Source organism: Bradyrhizobium sp. 154 (assembly GCF_023073875.1).
Taxonomy (GTDB): domain Bacteria; phylum Pseudomonadota; class Alphaproteobacteria; order Rhizobiales; family Xanthobacteraceae; genus Bradyrhizobium.
This window is the reverse complement of the sequence record NZ_JADPKG010000072.1, coordinates 14,749-34,370: the sequence shown is the minus strand read 5'-3', so window position 1 is coordinate 34,370 and position 19,622 is coordinate 14,749. Positions and strand designations below refer to the sequence as shown.

The window sequence follows — 19,622 nt, the reverse complement described above, 5'->3', positions numbered from 1 at the left end:
TTGTGCTAACGGTTCCAGATGACGGCTCGCCGATTGCGCAGCAGCGACAGCATTGTTGTGACCCGATGCATTCTTACGGCACACATGACTGCGATAGCTTTGATGCGGGCCCCGATACCGTAGAGCCGGTCACTCGTTAAGATCGTGATGATGCCCGGAGCGGGCGAGGCCAGAACAAGTAGGGCCTGCGCAATCCAGCGTAATCTCCACGCCGGCTTACCGTCGGCCATGTTGCGGTAGTGCAGAAGCTGTCGGTCCCACTTGACATAGAGCTCCTGGAGAGAACTCCTGGCCGGGTGGAAGACGATCATTTCCGGGATATATTGAAATCGAAGCCCGGCACGCTGCGCCCGTTGTCCCCACTCCATATCCTCCGCCACGTCGATCCCTGCGAACGGACCGACGCAATGGAAATCCCGGCGAAGCATCGCCATGTTGCCAGTGCCACAATAGCCATCGCGCTCAATATAGAGCTTGAATCGATAAGCGAAGACGCTCTCGTAGGCCGCGATGGCATCCTGATGTGGCTTCGTGCCACGCCAGATGCGGACGTCCCCTCCGAGCACCGTTCGAGGCGGCAACGAATGCAGTGAGCGCCACACGCTGCTCAGCCAATCCGGATGTGCCCTGCAATCGGCATCAATGAAGGCAAGTACCTCGCCGCTCGCAGCAGCAACTCCGGTGTTGCGCGCCGGGCCAGGCCCGGGCCGCGCCTCGCACAACAGTCGTACGCCCGGATATTGAGCGAGGACGCCGGTTGGCAAGGTTGCGGAGCCGTTGTCAACGACAATGATCTCGAACGAATCCCGGGGAATGCTCTGCGCCTCGAGACTGGCCAGGCATGTTTTCAGCGCGCCTGGCTGATTCAAATGTGGAACAATCACCGAGATCGCGCGACATTTAATGTTCATTTAATTCCCTCCGCCGACGACTGCCGCGACTTGACCGCTTACGCGGCTGTCGGCCTCGCATTTAAGGTCAAAATATAATATCAATATAACTTGCAAATAAAATCGCTATCATTATTATCTCGATATTATTTAAGTTTCAATTGAAAGCGGTCTTTCGCTCAAAGCGAACCATGGCCGGGGAGGAACCCATGCGTGCCTACTTTTTGGGGTGCCCCATCGATATCTTGACTATGGCAGAGACCGTCGACCTTGCTCGTAAGGCGATGCGAAACCGTCAGCGTCTGCAGCATGTGGCGCTCAACGTAGCGAAGTTCGTCAACATGCGCTCCGATCCAGTGCTTGCCGCTGATGTCGCGAACAGCGACATTGTCGGAATCGACGGCATGGGAATCCTTTGGGGAGCGCGGGTGCTTGGTCTCCCGGCAACGTCGCGAGTCACCGGCGTAGATCTACTCAGCGAGTTGCTGAAAGTGTGCGCGCAAGAGGGCCTCCGACCGTATTTTCTGGGAGCCTCACCCGCCGTCGTGCAACAGGCGGCGCAGCGTGTTCGGGACGAGCACCCTTCGCTTGTCTTTGCTGGGTTGAGGCACGGCTATTTTTCAAGCGAGCAGGAGAACGAGGTCGTCCGCGATATTCGGTCCAGTGGCGCTGATTGCCTGTTCATCGGCATGCCCACGCCGCGGAAGGAACGATTTCTTGCGGCCCACCGCGACGAGCTCGGCGTACCGTTCATCATGGGCGTGGGCGGCGGGTTCGACGTTCTCGCGGGCTCGGTTCTGCGAGCTCCCACTCGCATGCAGCAACTCGGCCTCGAATGGTTGTACCGCATTTATCAGGAGCCCAGGCGGATGTGGTGGCGGTATGCCAGGACCAACACGCTATTTGCGGGAATCTTGACGCAAGCCTTCATGTGGCAGGCAGTTAGACGGGCGCCTGGCATGTACAGTGTGCTGCCCCCTGGGGCAGGTCGGATCGGAGGGTGAGGCGTGCGAAAGCATTTTCTCATCCTGTTAGGAACCAGGCCGGAAGCGATCAAGCTGTTTCCGGTCATCAAGCGGCTCAAGGCCGAAAAGAACAAAGACATCGCCCTCACGGTCTGCGCGACAGCGCAGCACAGGGAATTGCTCGACCAGGTTCTCAAGGTGGCCAAGGTGGTCCCGGATGTCGATCTCGACGTCATGACAGTGAATCAGACGCTCGATAGTCTAACCGGCCGGCTATTGTCGCAGATCGGAGAAGTGCTGGAGAGGGTGAAGCCCACCAGAGTGATCGTCCAGGGCGACACTGCGACTGCTATGGCAGGTGCGCTGGCGTCGTACTATCACCGCGTTCCGGTCTCACATGTCGAGGCGGGACTGCGAAGTGGAGATATCTTCGCACCCTGGCCCGAGGAGGTGAACCGCAAGATTGTCGGCTCGATCGCCGATCAGCATTTCGCGCCGACCGAGCGTGCTGCGAGAGCGCTGCGGGCGGAGAACGTCTCCAAGGATCGCATTCATGTTACAGGAAATACGGTCGTTGACGCGCTGATCCTCGCGAAAGCCATGGTGGAGGCCGATCCGCAGCTCTCGTCCCGCTGGGACGGAATCAAGAAGCGCCACGGCAACCGCCGCATTATCCTAGTCACTTGCCATCGCCGAGAGAATTTCGGCGGGGGAGTTTTCAACGTCGTCAATGCACTGGAGACAATCCTGAGCAGGGAGGACGTTGCCGTTGTACTTCCGGTTCACCCGAACCCGAACGTTCGCGACGTGTTCGCGAGCCGCCTCGCCGATCATCCGCGTGTCGTACTCATTTCTCCCCAAGAGTACACCGATTTTGTCAGCCTTCTGTCGCTCTCGTATTTGGTTCTCACTGACTCCGGAGGCGTGCAAGAAGAGGCGCCGACGTTCGGAAAGCCCGTCCTTGTCATGCGTGAAACGACGGAGCGTCCGGAGGGCGTCGAAGCCGGCACCGCACGACTGGTCGGCGCGAACTACGATAGGATCGTCCAAGAAACATTCCGTCTTCTTGACGACGATGAGACTTATTCGGCTATGGCTCGCTCCCATAATCCCTTCGGTGACGGGCGGGCGAGCGAGCGGATCGTGAAGGTGCTTCTTGATGCCTGAATTCCATAAAGTTGCTGTCATCGGACTTGGCTACATCGGCTTGCCGACAGCCGCGCTGATAGCCAGCCGCGGCCTTCAGGTGGTTGGGGTGGACACAAAGGAATATGTGGTCAGGACGGTTGGTTCCGGATCCATTCACATTTCGGAGCCCGATCTTGATGGTCTCGTTTCCAAAGTGGTGTCGAGCGGAGCGTTGACGACATCAAGCGAACCGCAAGCCGCCGACGTCTTCATTATCGCGGTACCCACACCTATTGACGGAAACAATCGGCCGGATTTGTCCAACGTGAATACCGCGGTCGAGTCCATACTCGATCTGCTTCGACCGGGTAATCTCGTCATTCTCGAATCGACCTCGCCGATCGGAACGACTGAAGGAATTGCCAAGCGGATTAGCGAACGCAGGCCCGACCTGAGAGTTGGTGTCAACGGTCATGAGGATGGTGCAATCTACGTCGCTTATTGTCCGGAGCGCGTATTGCCCGGGAGGATCTTGAGTGAACTCATCAACAATGACCGGTGCATCGGGGGAGTGACGCCTGCCTGCACTCGGCGGGCTCAGCGCTTCTATAAGATGTTCGTTCGGGGCGCCTGCGTTGCAACCACCGCGCGCGCAGCCGAATTGGTCAAACTCACGGAAAACGCGTTCCGCGACACGAACATTGCATTCGCCAATGAGCTCTCATTGATCTGCGATAGGTTCGACATCAATGTTTGGGAGGTTATCGATATTGCCAACCGTCATCCGCGCGTGACTGTGTTGCGACCGGGACCAGGTGTGGGTGGTCATTGCATTGCGGTCGATCCCTGGTTCATCATCGACTCGGCGCCGGACCTCGCGCGACTCATGCGGGCAAGCCGCGAGGTCAACATTGCCAAGACGGAAAGCATTATTGAGCGAGCCGAGGCTCTGATCGACGATCATCCATATGCAAACGTGGCTTGCTGCGGGCTGACGTTCAAGGCAAATGTCGATGATTTGCGCGAAAGCCCGGCGATGGAAATCGCAATACACCTGGCGAAGAAGTACGGGGAGCGCATCAAGTTTGTGGAACCGAATCTGCGGCGGCTACCGCCCGAACTTGCAGACTACCGGCTCGGATTCTTGAGCATCGACCAAGCATTACGCACGTGTGAGATCGCCCTTCTCCTGGTCGACCACGACGAATTCAAGATGGTTCCACTAGCCGAACGCCGTCATCTCGACGTCATCGACACTCGGGGCATATGGCAAGATATGCCTGCGCGAACGTGAAGCTGCCGAACCCTCCAGAGGCGAGACTGCCAATTTGATACCCTTCCTGGACTTGAAAGCACAAGGTCGGACAGTCGGGTCGCAAATCGACGTTGCGATCGCGCGTGCCGTTCGAGACCTGCGGTCTACATGGAGGCCCGAAGCGGCCGCTTTCGAGAAGCGGTTTGCCGACTACTGCAATGTCGCGTGCTGTTGCGCTGTCAACAGTGGCACATCGGCGCTCCGTCTCGCATTGCTGGCGGCTGGAGTGGGGCCGGGCGATGAGGTGATCACGGTCTCGATGAATTTCGTCGTGGCGACTGCTGCCATCATCAGGTGCGGTGCAACACCCGTCTTTGTGGACGTTGATCCAGTCACGTGGACGATGAATCCTGCTTTGGTCGAGGCTGCAATTACGAACAGAACGAGGGCGATCCTGCCGGCCCATCTGCATGGGCTCATGGCGGACATGGATCCGATCATGTCGATTGCCCGCCGCTATGGTCTCTTTGTGATCGAGGACGCTTCGCAGGCGCATGGTGCTGTGTACAAGAGCAGGCGTGCCGGCTCGATCGGAGACTTGGGCTGCTTCAGCTTCTATCCCGACAAGAATCTCGGAGCCTATGGTGAGGCCGGAGCAGTTGTCACCGATCAGCCGGAACTCGCGCGACGTGTGTCGTGGCTCCTCGATCGGAATCAGGATGACGAGCGCAATCACGTTTTTGCAAGATACGATGATCGAATGGACGAATTGCAGGCAGCAGTACTGAACGTAAAGATGGACTACATCGAATCCTGGACTGAGACACGTCGAGCGATCGCGGCGCAATATGACCAGGCATTGTCGACTGCTGCACTCGCGAGTCCGCGGCCACCCAGCCACAGCCGGCATGTCTATCATATCTACGCTCTTAGGCTTCAGCATCGCGATCAGGCTCTTGCCATGTTAGGCCGCGCGGGGATCGGCGTCGGCATTCATTACGCCGTTCCGGTGCATTTACAACAGAGCTACGTAGAACTGGGATATCGCGTCGGCGATCTGCCTGTAAGTGAGAGGCTTGCGCGTGAGTTTCTATCGCTTCCCATTTATCCCGAGCTGTTGCCGGAGCGCGCCGGCATTGTTGCTTCCGAACTGAGAAAAGTGGCTCCACGAGAGGCCCAGATATTCCGGAGCGACTGGGCATTTCAGAACAAAATGCCTCGAGATGGCCGATTAGCCTAGAAGCAGGAGAGCGGTCAGCATGGATCTCAAGGGCAAACGCGTTCTCGTTACCGGAGGGGCCGGATTCATCGGTTCGCATATCGTAGATTTGTTGTGCGACGAAGGCTGCGTCGAGATCGTCGCGCTGGATAACATGACGACCGGCCGACCGGAGAATCTTAGGAAGTCGCTTAATCGAGGCCCCGTTCGACTAGTCCGCGGTGATTTGCGCGACACCAAGTTGGTAGAAGCTCTTGTAAAGGGAGCCAACATCATCTTTCACCACGCTGCACCATGCAGCGCCCATTGCATGGCCGAGCCGCGTCTTGCCATGGAGGTCATGGTGAACGGTACCTTCGACCTGCTTGAACTTTGCGTCAAGTATGACGTCGAGAAGTTCATCGCTGCGTCTTCCGCTGCGGTGTACGGCGCGGCGGAGGAAGTTCCGACGACGGAGCATCAGAACCCGTATGGAAACCGTACGATCTGTGGAACAGCGAAGGTCTGCATTGAAGGCCTGCTCCGCGCCTATAACGATATGCATGGTCTCGACTATATCGCTTTGAGATATTTTGACGTGTATGGCAGCCGAATGGATGTGCACGGCCGCTACGCCGAAATGTTGATCCGCTGGATGGAGGAAGTGGAGGCTGGAACGCCGCCGGTAATAATTGGGCACGACCAGCAGACCTTGGATTTAGTGCATGTCCGTGACGCAGCACGAGCAACAATCCTTGCTGCGAGGGCAAAGGTCAGCGACGAGGTATTCAACGTGGGGAGCGGTGTCGAGACAAGCTTGGTGCAGCTCGCTTCGGCCTTGGCTTCCGTTACGGGCAATGACGGCGTGCTCCCGCAGATCGCGCCCGAGCACTCGATCAATCCTGTACCGCGGCGGGTGGCGTCGACTGGCAAAGCGGAACGGCTGCTGGGCTTCCAAGCCACAGTGCCGCTCGAACTCGGACTGACGGAGTTTGTGAAGTGGTGGCGCTCCGAACGAGGGCTTGCAACAGCGCGCCAACGGCAGGCTCTGGCTTCATGAGTCCCTTGCTGTGGCGAAACATCCTGCGAAGGAGCCGAAGCCCTGCGTGCAGCCGTCCTGCTCTGCACTTTGCGTGGTCCAGGCGGGGCCGCCATTTGACAGAACGTTGGCCGAAACACGGAAACCGGGCAAGTTTCGTTCATGAAATTGAGTACGGTGGAGAATGGCAATGCGAGTTCTTGTAACGGGTCATCTTGGCTACATCGGCACGGTCTTGACGCCAATGCTGATCGGCGCCGGTCACGAGGTGACTGGAATGGACAGCGATATCTACTCCCGGTGTACATACGCTGCTGGCGGTAGCATTCTCGAGGTCCCGACGATTTGGAAGGACGTCAGAGACGCGGAGGTCGCGGATCTCGTTGGCTTCGACGCTGTGCTGCATCTAGCAGCGCTCTCCAACGATCCGCTCGGCAATCTGAGGCCTCAGCTGACCGACGAGATCAATCATCGCGCAAGCGTTCGAATCGCCGAGATAGCCAAACATGCCGGCGTACGTCGTTTCTTGTTCGCCTCGTCCTGCAGCAACTATGGAAAAGCCGGCGAAGAAATGATCGATGAGACCGCCGTGCTCAATCCGGTGACCGCCTACGGGGAATCCAAGGTTGCCTCCGAACGTGATATTTCGACGTTGGCCAGCGACGGGTTTTGCCCGGTGTATCTGAGGCCAGCGACAGCGTACGGAGTCTCACCGCGGCTGCGCTTCGATATTGTTTTGAATAACCTTGTTGCATGGGCGTTTACAACAGGAAGAATTCATCTGAAATCGGATGGCTCGCCCTGGCGGCCAATCGTCCACATCGAGGATATCTCTAGAGCTTTCATCGCCGCATTGGAGGCGCCTGCCGAATCCGTCTTCAATGAGGCATTCAATGTCGGTCAGACTGCTCACAATTATCGAATTCGGGATCTAGCCGAGATCGTCGCGAGTGTGGTGCCGAATTCTACGGTGGAGTTCGCCGAGGATGCGAGTCCAGATGAGCGATCCTACCGAGTGAGCTTCGAGAAGATCCGCTGTAAGCTGCCAGGGTTCCAGCCGCGCTGGGACGCTCGGATGGGCGCGGAACAGCTCTATAGGGTCTACCGTTCGTCAAATTTGACGTTGGAAGAATTCGAAGGGCCGAAATATCAGCGGATCAGCCACATTCGGAAGTTGCTTGGGGAGGGAGTGCTTAATAGCGATTTGCGCCACTCGAAACTGCAGCTTCAAGCCGCGTCATGAATGCCAGCTGATCGGTGCGGCAAAACTCGACGAGCTGGAGATCGCCGAGGAACCGTCAAGCTCATTCGTCAGAGTCGGCCTGACACGATCACAGATAGTGCACTGCCAGGTCGCGCTCCCTCGAAGAGTCGCCGACGGTCGGAATGGTCTGAGGGGACCCCGGCCGAATGTCGCGAGGACGATGGGACGAAGAGCGACCTGACATTTGGGGAGGTGTCGCGATGTCACGTTATTTAGATCATAGCCTTGGAGAACATACATCCGACAAACGAGAATAACATCTTCCGAACCGCTGCTAGAGACAGCCGCGATCGAGAAGGCGAGCACCGGTGAAGAGATTTCAGGCAATCGAGGGATTGCGAGGCTGGTTGGCGTGGACCGTGGTCTTGGCGCACCTCGCATACTGTTCGGGCTTCAATGCGGGAACGTTGGCGGCACAGTTCAGATCACTAGGCCTACCCGCTGTCCTCGTTTTCCTTATAGTCAGCGGCTTCGTGATCACGCACGTCGTTGTTGAAAAATCGGAGGCATATCCTGTCTATCTCGTCCAGCGTTTCGCACGATTGTTTCCGTTGTTCGCCGCCACCTGCATTGTTGGCTTCTTTACCAACGATCTTCTTGCCATTTCGTTAGCCTCTCCTGGCTTTAACGATTCCGAATTCGCAAAGGTTGTGAATGGTATCGGCGCAAGCAATCATAAGTACTTCTGGTCACACCTTCTCGCGCATGTCACGATGCTGCACGGTGCCGTTTCCAATGCAGCGTTGCCGTACTCGGAGTACGCATTCAACATGCCAGCCTGGAGCATTTCGCTGGAATTCCAATTCTATCTTGTTGCACCGCTGATCATCTGCATCATCCGAAATGAAATATTCATCCCGGTACTCGCGATTACAGTTGCAGTTTGTGAACTGTGGTTCAAGAGCTTCGTCGGCACTGTTCAGCCCGGAGCGCTGCCGCTCGCAGCCAGCTACTTCGTGGTGGGAATTGTGAGCCGATTGACCTACCCGTATGTGGAAGGTCATAATTGGCTGGTCCCGGCAGGGGCTTTGGCAATCGTCCTTTTTCCGCTGCGCAGTGAACTGCGACCGTTCCTGATCTGGTTTATTGTATTTTTTGGTCTTCCGCAGAAGTGCCACGAACGGCCGGGACTTGCTGCCAATATATACTCTTGGGCGCTTACGAATCCCGCGGCGCAGTATTTTGGTTCGCGCTCCTACTCGATATTTTTGTGTCACTACCCTGTCATTTCAGCGATCGTTTGGTCCGTCTTCAGTTACTCTGGAACTGCTCCTGGAATGTTGCTGCTTTCGTTCCTGAGCATACCCGCCACGATAATCGTTTCAGAACTCACGTATCGATACATTGAACTGCCGGGGATAAATGTGGGAAGACGTGCCGCGGCTTGGATGCAGCCGCCGATAACGTCGGGTGTGGCTTCCCAATGAATATTCAGCGAAGATCCGCTCAGGATCACGAGTAAGGCGGGCGAGCGGACTCCTCGCGACGCATTCGCAAGCCTGCGTCAAATGGCTCGGCAAACGTGGTCATCTTCCAGCCCTTTCACGCCGTGAGAGCAAATGAAGCATCCGGGGTAATCCGTTGCTCAAGCCAAGTGTGTCCATTGAAATGTTTGTATTGTTCTGCGCGCAGCTTGTCGGCCAGGCGACCGGGCGGCAGATCAACATCCGCATAGGTCAGCACTTCATCCTTTTTGACTGCGTGCCGCAACTTGCAGCCCTCTACGAGACCTTCGGGAAGGTATTGCATTTGGCTCATTTCCTCGGAGTTCACGGCTTCGCCATAGGTCATGTACATCCCATAGTCGTCGAGGACCTCGCCCGCCGCCAAATCACGCTTAGCGACGGCACAGACCTCGACAACCGGACCGGCGATGGGAGGGGCGATCAAATCTTTGAAAAGAAACGCACGAGCAATCGAGTTCGGTACTTCGAAATGAACGAGGTGATATGGTGTGAAGAACGAGTACAAGGGGCCTTCACCCATTTTGTACAAGCTCAAATACTTCTGTTGTTTTGGATCGGTGTGCTCGGCTAGCACGTAGACCTTGGTCAGAGGTGTGCCGACGACATAGTCGATGATTCCGCCCAGGGCGCGGATTTCGTCTATGTCGTAGAGGGTGCCTATCTTCATGACGTCGCCGCGATATTCCAGTCCGCGCGACATGCCGCGTGATCTGACCTTGAAGCCAGTCGCATTGGCCACGATCGTTTGCTCGAAGCTGATCTTGGATCCGTCGGCGAAGCTGGTGACCATGGCTGGGTTCTGTCCCCATTGCTCGGCAAATCCCTTCTGCGTGGTGGGGGTGCGATACGGATCCTGAAGTCCCTTGATGTTGCCGACGACGCGCGGGATCAAGCCGAGCCCCTTGACCCATCGGACCAGGTTCATTTGCACCCCCGGTTCGTCGCCATCGCATGCGGACAGGGTGCCCCCATACATCTTTGCATAGACCTGCAAGATCGGCCCGATAGTCGCGTCGATCTCCGCGTTCATGAGAACCATGGTCTTTTGATGCTTGAAGGCTTCCAGCGCGACGTGGGCCCCGAATTCAACCGATCCGGTTACGTCGACGATCACGTCGACCAGGTCCGATCTGGCGAGGAGGAACGCGTCCTCGGTGACCGCCGGAACGCCAGCGGCAACGGCTCTGTCCAGCTGCCCTTGGCTGTCCGCGTAAACCACGTCGGCTAGGCCGGAATAGTTGAATACGTCACGGCCACGCTGAGGCTTTCGGCTGTATATGGCAACCACCCTCATTCCAGGAACACTGTTGGTTATCTGATTGGCAATCCCCTGAACCATGAAGCCTGCGCCGAGAAGGCCGACGCGGATTGGCTTTCCCGCCGCATGACGGGCTTTTAGGGCGTGGTCGATGAGTATCATCGTAGATTCTTTCAACTGGAGGGATCGGTCAACGCTGCGAGCAACGTGCTTTCGGCGTCAACCCGCGACGCCGGCGAGTTCCATCCGCTCTTTCAGTTCGGATTCGACCTCGTTAAGCAACCGAAAGTTCTGATCCTTCTCCGAGATCACGGAAACCGGAAGCGGCCACGTCAGTCCGAGCCGAGGATCGTTATACATCAGCCCGCTCTCCGCCTCGGGGGTATAGAACTGTCCCACCTGGTAACTGGTATCGGTGTTGTCGACGAGAGTCTGATAACCGTGAGCAAAACGTTCCGGCACATAGAGCGACCGATGGCTGCTCTCGTTCAGTTCGATGGCGACATGTTGCAGGTAGGTCGGGCTTTCAGGGCGCAGGTCGACTATAATGTCGAGGATGGCGCCACGTGTGCAACGAACCAGTTTCGTTTCCGATGCCGGCGGAAACTGAAAGTGCATACCGCGCAAGGTTCCCCGCCGGGTATTTGACGCGATGTTGGCCTGCGCGATGACCGGATTGAGGCCGAGGGTCCTAAACTCCCTCTGGCAAAAGGCTCGCCCAAAAAAGCCGCGGGAATCTTCGCGGCGTTCAATATCGATAATGTAGGCTCCTTTAAGCTCGGTTTCGGTTATAATCACCCCAATTCCTCCATAACTGCCCGCGCCGGCATTCAAATGCATCGAAATGTCAACGATGATAATGCTTAAGGACGGAATCTCAAAATAGTTTTCAAAAAAATATTGATTAATTCAGTCTGCAATATAAAATGCGACATTCAATAGTGGATTTTATGTTATTTAAATCGAGGCCTGTAGGACCCGCTCTTGGCGATCTGTGGCGACCGAAACGGCCGGCAAGAACATGGGAAGCGCTAGCCATGAAAGTTGTGCTGTTCTGTGGGGGGCTCGGGACCCGTATCCGAGAATATTCCGAAAGCATTCCGAAGCCCATGGTGCCCGTCGGCCAACACCCGATGCTGTGGCATGTTATGCAATACTACAGCCAATATGGTCACCGCGATTTCATATTGTGCCTGGGTTATAAGGCCAATGTGATCAAGGAGTACTTCCTCAACTCGGATCGCTGGGCTCACAGCGATTGCGTTGTTTCCAACTTCGGCAGGAAGGTTGAGGTGATCGGCGAGCAGCCGCCGGATTGGCAGGTTTCGCTGGTCGACACCGGCATTTGGCGAAACATCGGTCAGCGCTTGATGGCGGTGCGCTCCCTCGTTGAGAACGAGGACATCTTTCTCGCAAACTACAGCGATGGCCTGACCGACGCGCCGTTGCTTGAAATAGTCGAGCGGTTCAAGAGGAGTGGAATGGTTGGATGTTTTGTCGCCGTGCATCCTCCGTTCAATTTTCACCTAGCTGAATTCAACGGCGGAGACACCGTTAAGCGTTTCCGCTCCAGTCAGCAGTCCGAGATCTGGATCAATGGGGGCTACTTCATCTTCCGGAGAGAGATCTTCGACTACATACGCGATGGCGAGGAGCTTGTGCTCGAACCATTCAATCGCCTGATCGAGGCCGGAAAGCTTATGGCCTACAAGTACGAAGGTTTCTGGCGCGCGATGGATACGCTGCGGGACCGACAGGTTCTTGAGGAGATGATTGAGCGGGGCGAAATGCCCTGGAAGGTTGTCCCGGAAGTGCGGACGCAGGCGGCTTCATGAAGGGTGTCCAGCTTGCCGCGCCCGGAGAGCGCCTGTCCGTTTTGTGTTTGGGCGCACATTCAGACGACATCGAAATTGGCGCAGGAGCGACGCTTCTGAACCTGTTTGGGCGAGGCGCTCGCCTCGATGTGCACTGGTGTGTTCTCAGCGCGACGGGTGAGCGCGAGGACGAGGCGAGGGCTTCCGCGGCGGATTTCCTGTCCGAAGCAGCTAGCGTCCGAATCGAGACAATGAACTTCCGAGACGGCTTCTTTCCGGAGCAGGGCGAGCAGATCAAGAGTTGGTTCGAGACATTGAAAGGACGTGTTGAGCCAGATCTTATCTTTACGCATCGTAGAGATGATGCGCATCAGGATCATCGCGAGCTCAGCCGGTTGGCATGGAATACCTTCCGCGACCATGTAATCTTTGAATACGAGATCCCGAAGTGGGATGGCGATATGGGACGTCCGAATCTTTACGTTCCGATTTCGGAGAAGATACTTCGGCGCAAGATTGATCTGTTATTGACCCATTTTGGCAGCCAACGGTCGAAGCAGTGGTTTGATGCCGAGACGTTTTCCGGATTGGCGCGGTTACGGGGAATGGAATGCCGCGCACCAGAGAGGTACGCCGAAGCGTTTTGTGCGCGTAAGCTGACCCTGGTCTAAACGGGCAAGGCGATTGTGGGTCGTTCGGGAATAATCATGGATGATGTAAAGGAAAAGGCGATTCGGGGCGGCTTCGCAAAGGTCTGTGGCCAAGCCGTGAGTTTCGCTCTTCGAATTATTTCTGTGGCAATCTTGGCGCGCCTGCTTGATCCCGGAGACTTCGGGTTGGTCGCGATGGCAACCGTCGTTACAGGCGTTTACGGGCTATTCACCACCGCGGGCCTTTCGTCGGCGACTGTCCAGCAGGCAACGATCACCGACGAACAGATATCGACCTTATTCTGGATCAATATGGGGGTCGGTATCCTGCTCGCCGCAATATGCGCGGCGAGTGCGCCAGCGCTCGTTGCCTTTTATAACGAGCCTCGGCTGTTCTGGATAACAGTCGCCATCGGCGCGGGGTTTGTCCTCAACGCAGGAGGTGTGCAGCATTCCGCGCTGCTTGAACGCCGGTTGCGCTACGTTACCATGACCGCTGTTGAATTGCTGTCCCAAGTGGGAGGCATGGTGGCTGCAATTTGCATGGCTCTCGCCGGCTTCGGCTATTGGGCGCTGATCGCATCCGCGATGGTCTCACCGACAATAAGCACAGCTTGCATGTGGATGGCGACAGCTTGGATGCCAGGTGCGCCGCGATGGGGAAGGGCGACTCTTCCAATGCTCCGGTTTGGCGGGACCATTACCGTGAATGGCTTCGTCGTTTATGTCGCGTACAATCTTGAAAAGGTGCTCCTTGGCCGGTTTTGGGGAGCCGACGCCCTCGGGATCTATGGACGAGCTTATCAACTCGTCACAATTCCCACAGACAACCTCAATGGAGCGGTCGGCGGTGTCGCGTTCTCCGCGTTATCGCGTCTCCAGCATGATTCCGTCCGCTTGAGGAACTACTTTCTGAAAGGCTATTCGCTCGTCGTCTCGTTGACGATCCCTGCGACTATTTTCTGCGCCTTGTTTAGTGAGGATATCGTCCTGGTCGTTCTTGGACCGAAATGGCTGGAGGCGGCAGTCATCTTCCGCTTGCTGGCTCCGACGGTTTTGGTATTCGGGATGATCAACCCGCTTTCGTGGCTGCTCCTGTCGGTTGGGCTCCAAGGACGAAGCCTGGCGATTGCACTGGTCATCGCTCCGCTGGTGGTTTCTTCCTATTTTGTTGGGCTGCCTTATGGCCCGAAAGGCGTTGCAATAGCCTATTCGGCTGCGATGACACTGTGGGTGCTTCCGCATCTTGCTTGGTGTCTGCATGGAACGGCGATTTCGCTATCGGCCCTCCTTTTGGCGATAAGCCGTCCATTCCTTTCGGGCATTGTAGCGGCGATGGTTGCGTATATTGTTCAAGTCAAACTTGAAGGGTGGGGGGCGCCGTTGATGAGACTGCTGGTCGAAGGTAGCGTAATGCTCAGCATATATTGTTTGCTGCTCCTATTGGTAATGGGGCAGAGAGCATTTTATCTGGATCTTCTTGCTGCGCTAAGGAAGTCTTCACTGCGCGACGGAACGGCTTCATTGGGTTGATCTGGATATGGTCGTTGAGGGAGCCAGACGAACATGAGAATGCGCTCGGGCGATTGGGTGGAGGTAAGAACGAAGGATGAGATCCTCAGTTCGCTAGACAAGTCTGGTCGGTTGGATGGGCTTCCATTCATGCCGCAGATGTTCCAGTATTGTGGAAAGCGCTTTAAGGTCTACAAGCGAGCCCACAAGACCTGCGATACTGTCTCGGGAAAATTCGTCGGGCGGAGTCTCTCGGACGGAGTTCATTTGGATCTCCGTTGTGACGGCAAAGCATACGGCAGCTGCCAAGCGTACTGCTTGATTTTTTGGAAAGAGGCGTGGCTCAAGCCGGTCACGGAGGCGTCGACCTCAGAAAAATCCTCATCGTACCGGGCAAGTCGGCGTAGTGGCGCAGCCGATTGCTCAGAAGAGGACGTTTGGAAGGCAACGCATGTCAGCAGCGTAAATGGAGAAACAAGATACACTTGCCAAGCGACCCAGTTACTCGACTACACCACACCGCTGCCGTGGTGGGATGTCAGACAGTACGTTGAGGATTACAAGTCTGGGAACGCTACGGTGGGCCGCATACTCAGCGGTTTTATCTACGTCAGCTACTACTACGGCTCTCTGGCCTACCGTGGCAGACTGGGGCGTCCCGGCCGTTGGCTTTACGATCGCTTTCAAGCCATCCGTGGCGGCGTTCCATTCCCGCGAAAGAGAGGATATATCCTAGCCGGACGACCTACCCCCACGTGTGATTTGAATTTGCAGCCCGGCGAATTGGTCCGTGTCAAACCCTATGAAGAGATCCTTGCTTCACTGGACGAGACACTTCACAACCGAGGGATGGGATTTGACGCAGAACTGGTGCCCTATTGCGGAGGGACCTACCGCGTAAAAGCGAGGGTGATGAATTTCGTCGATGAGCAAACCGGAAAAATGAGAAAAATGAAAACGCCGGCAATCATATTGGAAGGCGTCTGTTGTCAATCTTGCTATAGTCATAATCGAATGTTTTGCCCGAGGAGCATTCATTCTTGGTGGCGTGAAATTTGGCTTGAACGAATTTCGGCAGATACACAGACACAAACGGTGTCGCGTGCAGTCCATTCAAGCAAAGAGAAGGACCACGCCTAATCCTTGTTCGGCCATGTCAGCCTGATGCTGCGTGCCCAGCGCGTTACCGGGCTGGGCAAAACAAGGACCGCAAGTGGGCGAGCCATCCTTGCTATGTCCTGCGGTTGAATGCAGCGCAGATAGCTGCGCAAGTGCCAAAGTACCGGGACCAATTTGAGAAGGCGGGTTCCGGCTTTTCGGTAAGACGCGATGAGTTGCACAGCGTAACGCGCAAAATAGCGCTTTGCCGCCGACTGGAGGGCGCGGCGCCTTCGCACATCCGCCATGGACCGGTCAGTCTCGTCAGATACAAAGTCAACTAATTTTTTCAAACAGTTTAGACGAGTTTCCAGCTCCAATTTGGAAGTTTCGTTCCCGGTGTGAACGCACACGGTCCCGCAGGACTCGTTGATTAATCCGGCCCGGCTGCTCAACAGCAGTGAAACCCATGCTATCGTGTCACCGGCAAACGGAAAATCCAGGGGGAATCCATCCCGGGCGCGAAGGCTCTCCGTGTTAATCATAATGCTGCACATCGGCGTCGATATCCTATCCTCAAAATACTCTTTCAGGAGATCCGCTCCATCCCAAATCCCTGTTGCAAGTTTCCGGTTTTGCGGAGCATGCCAGGTTCGGTCTTCAGCGCAGAAATATACGTCGCTGAGCGCGGCGACTACCTGAACCTGCGGTTCGCCCTTCACAAGTGTCACACAGCGTTCCAGTAGGGACGGCGCAATCCTGTCGTCGTCAGAGACAAACACAACATAATCGCCCTTTGCTTCCGCCAAGCATGCATTCCAATTCGGAATCTGACCTACGTTAGTACTTTGCCTCAGGACCCGAACTCTTGGATCGCTAATTTGGCTCAAAATCTCTGACGTTGCATCTGTCGATGCGTTGTCAGATACGAGGACTTCGAAACGTTGATAGGATTGGGCAAGAGCCGTCTCAACGCAGCCCGGCAGCCAAGCGGCCCTGTTAAACGTTGGAATGGCGATTGTTACCAGTGGCTCGGTTGACGACATCGGTTGGGTCCCTCGCAGGGCGGACCGTTCAATAACCATTTTGAATTTAAGCGTTGCCGGCCGCGACAGATTTAATTGATTGCCCTTGATTAATTATTGTCATATAAATAGACCAGTTTAATGTCAAAAGAGATTTGCGAGTGTGGTTAGTAGTTTCAATTGGTGGGGCAGGCAAGGACTGAAGATGCGATGGACTTGGAGCATTGTCAGTCGTGTGACCGTGTCGTCGCTGATCTTCCGCTCGGCGGCACGAGCTACGGCGCGAGGAGGGTGGGTTGGCGCCCAACACTTGCAAGCAGGCTTTGGATTGGTGCCCTTCCGGTGAACTGGCCCGGCCACCGCTCATGCTGGCTCGAAGAGGCGGTACATAGCATAAACTCATGATCATGGAAACGGTTGAAGGCGACTTCGCCTCCGGTCACTTGGCCGATGGGAAGCATTCGGAGAGTCCGGGAACGGCCGCGAGACTCTTGTTCTTGAGTCATGAAGCGTCGCGAACTGGAGCGCCGATATTTCTGCTGAACTTCCTGCGATGGTTTCGTCGGAATCGATGTTTTGATATGCGGATCTTGACCGGGAGGCCCGGCGTACTCACGGAGGATTTTGCGAGAATCGGAATGGTAGATTCGTTCGAGCCGAGTGCCGCTGTTTGGTACAGGGCAATGCGGAAGTTGCGCCTCCAGCACCGGTACGATTCGAACCATTTTGCGCAGCTCCGACAACGTTACCTCAAAAAGAAGTTCGATTTGATGTACGTCAATTCGGTAGCCAGTGCGAGAATGCTCGAGTTTCTTTCCTTTGTAGAGTGTCCTGTCGTCTGTCATGTCCACGAGCTTGCGGGAGCAATTGCAGAGATAGGTGTCCGGAGTATTGCTCGCTTGGAAGAACGCAGCCCCGTGTACATAGCCGTTTCGCACGCGGTAAAGAATAATCTTGTGACGAACCATCGAATTTCAGAAGATAGAATCAAGGTAATTCACGGCTTTGTGCCAAGTACCCAGAGCGCAATCGAAGCGGAGGCGGCCCGTAAGATTGTATGCGGAAAGCTGGGCATCCGGCAAAATGCAAACTTGGTGTGTGCCTGTGGTTCAATCGAATTCCGGAAGGGCACGGACATTTTCCTGCAAGTCGCCGGCGAGGTTGTTCGGAAATACGACGGTGCGCCGGTTCACTTTGTTTGGGTTGGTGGCAGGTCCGACAGAGTCGAGATAATGCAGGCAAGAGTCGCCAACTTTGGGCTGCGCGACGTGGTGCACTTCGTCGGCCTTACATCGGATGCAGAAATGTACTTCAAGGCATCCGATATGTTTATCCTGACGTCGAGGGAAGATCCATTCCCACTCGTGGTGATGGAAGCGGCGCAGCAAGAAAAGCCAATTCTTTGTTTTGCGAACGCAGGGGGGGCTCCGGAGTTCGTGGAGGCAGACGCGGGCTTTGTGATACCGGGTTTCGATGTCGACGGAATGGTTGACAAAGTAATCGAGCTCTTGTCGTCACCGGGCCTTCGCGGTCGGATGGGATTGGCCGCTAGGAACAAGGTTCTGAGCCGTTACAACTTGAATCTGGGTGCCGCCAGAGTAGCCGGCGTCATTGAAACTGCTATTGCGAATTGCAGCGATAAGGATCGGGGATTGAGCATACGAGGCTATGCTCATGACAGCCCAGGTGTTTCGGTCCGATGATGCAGTTTATGACGGTTCCGACTGCCAACAGCGTTGCTGAGCGAGTTTCGTCGCCAAGTCATGATATAGACGACGCGGGGATGGGTTGCCGTATCGAGATCCTGCGGACCCGCCGTGAAGTCGAGTCGTTGCGAGAATTCTGGAGTGGCTGCAATCCTGGTCGGGATGCAGACCTCGACTTCTATCTGTTCATCACTGACATCTATCCAGAGGCACTAACTCCGCATGTAGTCGTGCTCTATGATCGAGGTGATCCGATAGCGCTGCTTGCCGGGCGGCTTGATGTCGGCCGAGTGCGTGTCAAGGCTGGCTACTTCGCCTTGCCCGTACCACGCACGAGAATCTTGAGTTTCGTGCACGGTGGCTGCCTTGGGCAAATCTCCGATGCGACGGCTAAGCTACTCGTCAGCAGCATCATAGAGACTTTGGCGGGCGGCGAAGCCGATGTGGCTAGGTTCGAGCATTTGGACATGGACTCTCCACTCATTCACTGCATCCATACCCAGCCATCATGGCCGTGTTCAGATCACATTATCCATCCCGAAATCCATCGGATACGGAGCGCCTCAAAAGAAGCGGCCTCGTTTATGGCGTGCCTTTCCAAGAAAGAACGTTACAACCAGAGAAATCGTGCAGCAAAGCTATCCGAAGACTTTCGCCGCGTAAGAATCGAGCTCTTCACGGGATGCGACGACGTTATCCGCCTCATGCGCGATGCTGAGAGCGTGGCGCGCAAGTCCTATCAAAGAGGGATTGGAGTGGGCTTCTCGGAAACTCCTATAATCCGGTCTCGCCTCGAGTTCGAGGCCACGCGTGGTTGGCTTCGAGCATACATTCTCTATCTTGATGGTGATCCTTGCGCGTTTTGGATAGGTTCGCTTCGTAACAAAGTGTTTCTGAGCGATTTTCTTGGCTTTGATCCGGCTCGCGCGAAATACGGTCCAGGCCTGTATCTCATGATGAAAGTCATCGAGGAGCTATTCGACAATCAGCCCGACGGCTCGAGACTTGCCGAGCGGATAGACTTCGGTATCGGTGATGCATCCTACAAGGAACGGCTCTCCAACAGTAGCCGTCGGGAGCAGGCCATCTATATTTTTGCCCCCCGGATGACAGCAGTGTGGCTCAATTTCTTACGATCTTCAGTCGGCATGATGAATCGCTGGGCCAGGCATTTAATCGCGATAGTGCCGTGGCTCGGTGACCTTAAGCGAAAATGGCGCGTAAGCGTGATGCAAAGAGAGTGACGATGATTTCAGGCATCGAGTACTCCTCCGTCTGTTCATTAATGCGGCTTCGGTCGCGCCGTCACTTGTTCGGCCGAGAGAACAATCCCGTTCTTGGAGAAGACGCTTGG

At 55.8% G+C, this 19,622-nt stretch carries 17 protein-coding genes; 13 read left to right on the top strand and 4 right to left on the bottom strand.

Annotation, left to right across the window (positions count from 1 at the left end):
• Window positions 1-5: 5 nt before the first annotated feature.
• Complete coding sequence (locus tag IVA92_RS17910) at window positions 6-911, bottom strand: glycosyltransferase (RefSeq protein WP_247281174.1); 906 nt, start codon at window positions 909-911, stop codon at window positions 6-8.
• Between the two features lie 188 nt (window positions 912-1,099).
• Here IVA92_RS17910 and IVA92_RS17905 point away from each other — a divergent pair, with 188 nt between their 5' ends.
• The 7 genes from IVA92_RS17905 to IVA92_RS17875 all read left to right on the top strand — a co-directional run bounded on the left by IVA92_RS17905 (window position 1,100) and on the right by IVA92_RS17875 (window position 9,166).
• A complete protein-coding gene (locus tag IVA92_RS17905; RefSeq protein WP_247281173.1) occupies window positions 1,100-1,894 on the top strand; it encodes a WecB/TagA/CpsF family glycosyltransferase in 795 nt (264 codons plus the stop codon).
• Between the two features lie 3 nt (window positions 1,895-1,897).
• Window positions 1,898-3,022 (top strand): UDP-N-acetylglucosamine 2-epimerase (non-hydrolyzing), encoded by a 1,125-nt coding sequence (wecB, locus tag IVA92_RS17900; protein WP_247281172.1) that lies wholly within the window; start codon window positions 1,898-1,900, stop codon window positions 3,020-3,022.
• Entirely contained in the window at window positions 3,015-4,277 is a 1,263-nt protein-coding gene (gene wecC, locus IVA92_RS17895; protein ID WP_247281171.1) for a UDP-N-acetyl-D-mannosamine dehydrogenase, read from the top strand. Before wecB ends, wecC begins: the two co-directional genes overlap by 8 nt.
• Before the next feature lie 34 nt (window positions 4,278-4,311).
• Window positions 4,312-5,478, top strand: coding sequence for a DegT/DnrJ/EryC1/StrS family aminotransferase (locus IVA92_RS17890; protein ID WP_247281170.1), 1,167 nt, complete (start codon window positions 4,312-4,314; stop codon window positions 5,476-5,478).
• A gap of 19 nt (window positions 5,479-5,497) precedes the next feature.
• Window positions 5,498-6,496, top strand: a complete 999-nt coding sequence (locus IVA92_RS17885; protein WP_247281169.1) for an NAD-dependent epimerase/dehydratase family protein — start codon at window positions 5,498-5,500, stop codon at window positions 6,494-6,496.
• Between the two features lie 169 nt (window positions 6,497-6,665).
• Window positions 6,666-7,718 carry an SDR family oxidoreductase gene (locus IVA92_RS17880; protein WP_247281168.1) on the top strand — a complete coding sequence of 351 codons (1,053 nt, stop codon included), beginning with the start codon at window positions 6,666-6,668 and terminating at the stop codon, window positions 7,716-7,718.
• A gap of 329 nt (window positions 7,719-8,047) precedes the next feature.
• Window positions 8,048-9,166 carry an acyltransferase gene (locus IVA92_RS17875; RefSeq protein WP_247281167.1) on the top strand — a complete coding sequence of 373 codons (1,119 nt, stop codon included), beginning with the start codon at window positions 8,048-8,050 and terminating at the stop codon, window positions 9,164-9,166.
• A 115-nt stretch (window positions 9,167-9,281) separates the two neighbouring features.
• Here the strand turns inward: IVA92_RS17875 and IVA92_RS17870 are convergent, their stop codons facing one another.
• Window positions 9,282-10,625: an NAD(P)-dependent oxidoreductase gene (locus IVA92_RS17870; RefSeq protein WP_247281166.1), complete on the bottom strand. Its 1,344-nt coding sequence runs from the start codon at window positions 10,623-10,625 to the stop codon at window positions 9,282-9,284.
• Window positions 10,626-10,682: 57 nt separating this feature from the next.
• Complete coding sequence (rfbC, locus tag IVA92_RS17865; RefSeq protein WP_247281165.1) at window positions 10,683-11,303, bottom strand: dTDP-4-dehydrorhamnose 3,5-epimerase; 621 nt, start codon at window positions 11,301-11,303, stop codon at window positions 10,683-10,685.
• Window positions 11,304-11,500: 197 nt separating this feature from the next.
• Between rfbC and IVA92_RS17860 the strand changes: the two genes are divergently transcribed.
• The 4 genes from IVA92_RS17860 to IVA92_RS17845 are packed head-to-tail and all read left to right on the top strand — an operon-like array spanning window position 11,501 to window position 15,579.
• Window positions 11,501-12,298, top strand: a complete 798-nt coding sequence (locus IVA92_RS17860) for a sugar phosphate nucleotidyltransferase (protein ID WP_247281164.1) — start codon at window positions 11,501-11,503, stop codon at window positions 12,296-12,298.
• On the top strand, window positions 12,295-12,948 hold the full coding sequence (locus IVA92_RS17855) for a PIG-L deacetylase family protein (RefSeq protein WP_247281163.1): 654 nt from the start codon (window positions 12,295-12,297) through the stop codon (window positions 12,946-12,948). Before IVA92_RS17860 ends, IVA92_RS17855 begins: the two co-directional genes overlap by 4 nt.
• Before the next feature lie 36 nt (window positions 12,949-12,984).
• Complete coding sequence (locus tag IVA92_RS17850) at window positions 12,985-14,460, top strand: lipopolysaccharide biosynthesis protein (protein ID WP_247281162.1); 1,476 nt, start codon at window positions 12,985-12,987, stop codon at window positions 14,458-14,460.
• A gap of 33 nt (window positions 14,461-14,493) precedes the next feature.
• Window positions 14,494-15,579: a hypothetical protein gene (locus IVA92_RS17845; RefSeq protein WP_247281161.1), complete on the top strand. Its 1,086-nt coding sequence runs from the start codon at window positions 14,494-14,496 to the stop codon at window positions 15,577-15,579.
• On the opposite strand, the gene IVA92_RS17840 is transcribed toward IVA92_RS17845, so the two are convergent.
• Window positions 15,576-16,583, bottom strand: coding sequence for a glycosyltransferase family 2 protein (locus IVA92_RS17840; protein WP_247281160.1), 1,008 nt, complete (start codon window positions 16,581-16,583; stop codon window positions 15,576-15,578). The two genes, IVA92_RS17845 and IVA92_RS17840, sit on opposite strands and share 4 nt — an antisense overlap.
• A gap of 380 nt (window positions 16,584-16,963) precedes the next feature.
• Here IVA92_RS17840 and IVA92_RS17835 point away from each other — a divergent pair, with 380 nt between their 5' ends.
• Window positions 16,964-18,265: a glycosyltransferase family 4 protein gene (locus tag IVA92_RS17835; RefSeq protein ID WP_346658126.1), complete on the top strand. Its 1,302-nt coding sequence runs from the start codon at window positions 16,964-16,966 to the stop codon at window positions 18,263-18,265.
• Window positions 18,262-19,512: a GNAT family N-acetyltransferase gene (locus tag IVA92_RS17830; RefSeq protein ID WP_247281158.1), complete on the top strand. Its 1,251-nt coding sequence runs from the start codon at window positions 18,262-18,264 to the stop codon at window positions 19,510-19,512. Before IVA92_RS17835 ends, IVA92_RS17830 begins: the two co-directional genes overlap by 4 nt.
• Window positions 19,513-19,622: the final 110 nt, after the last annotated feature.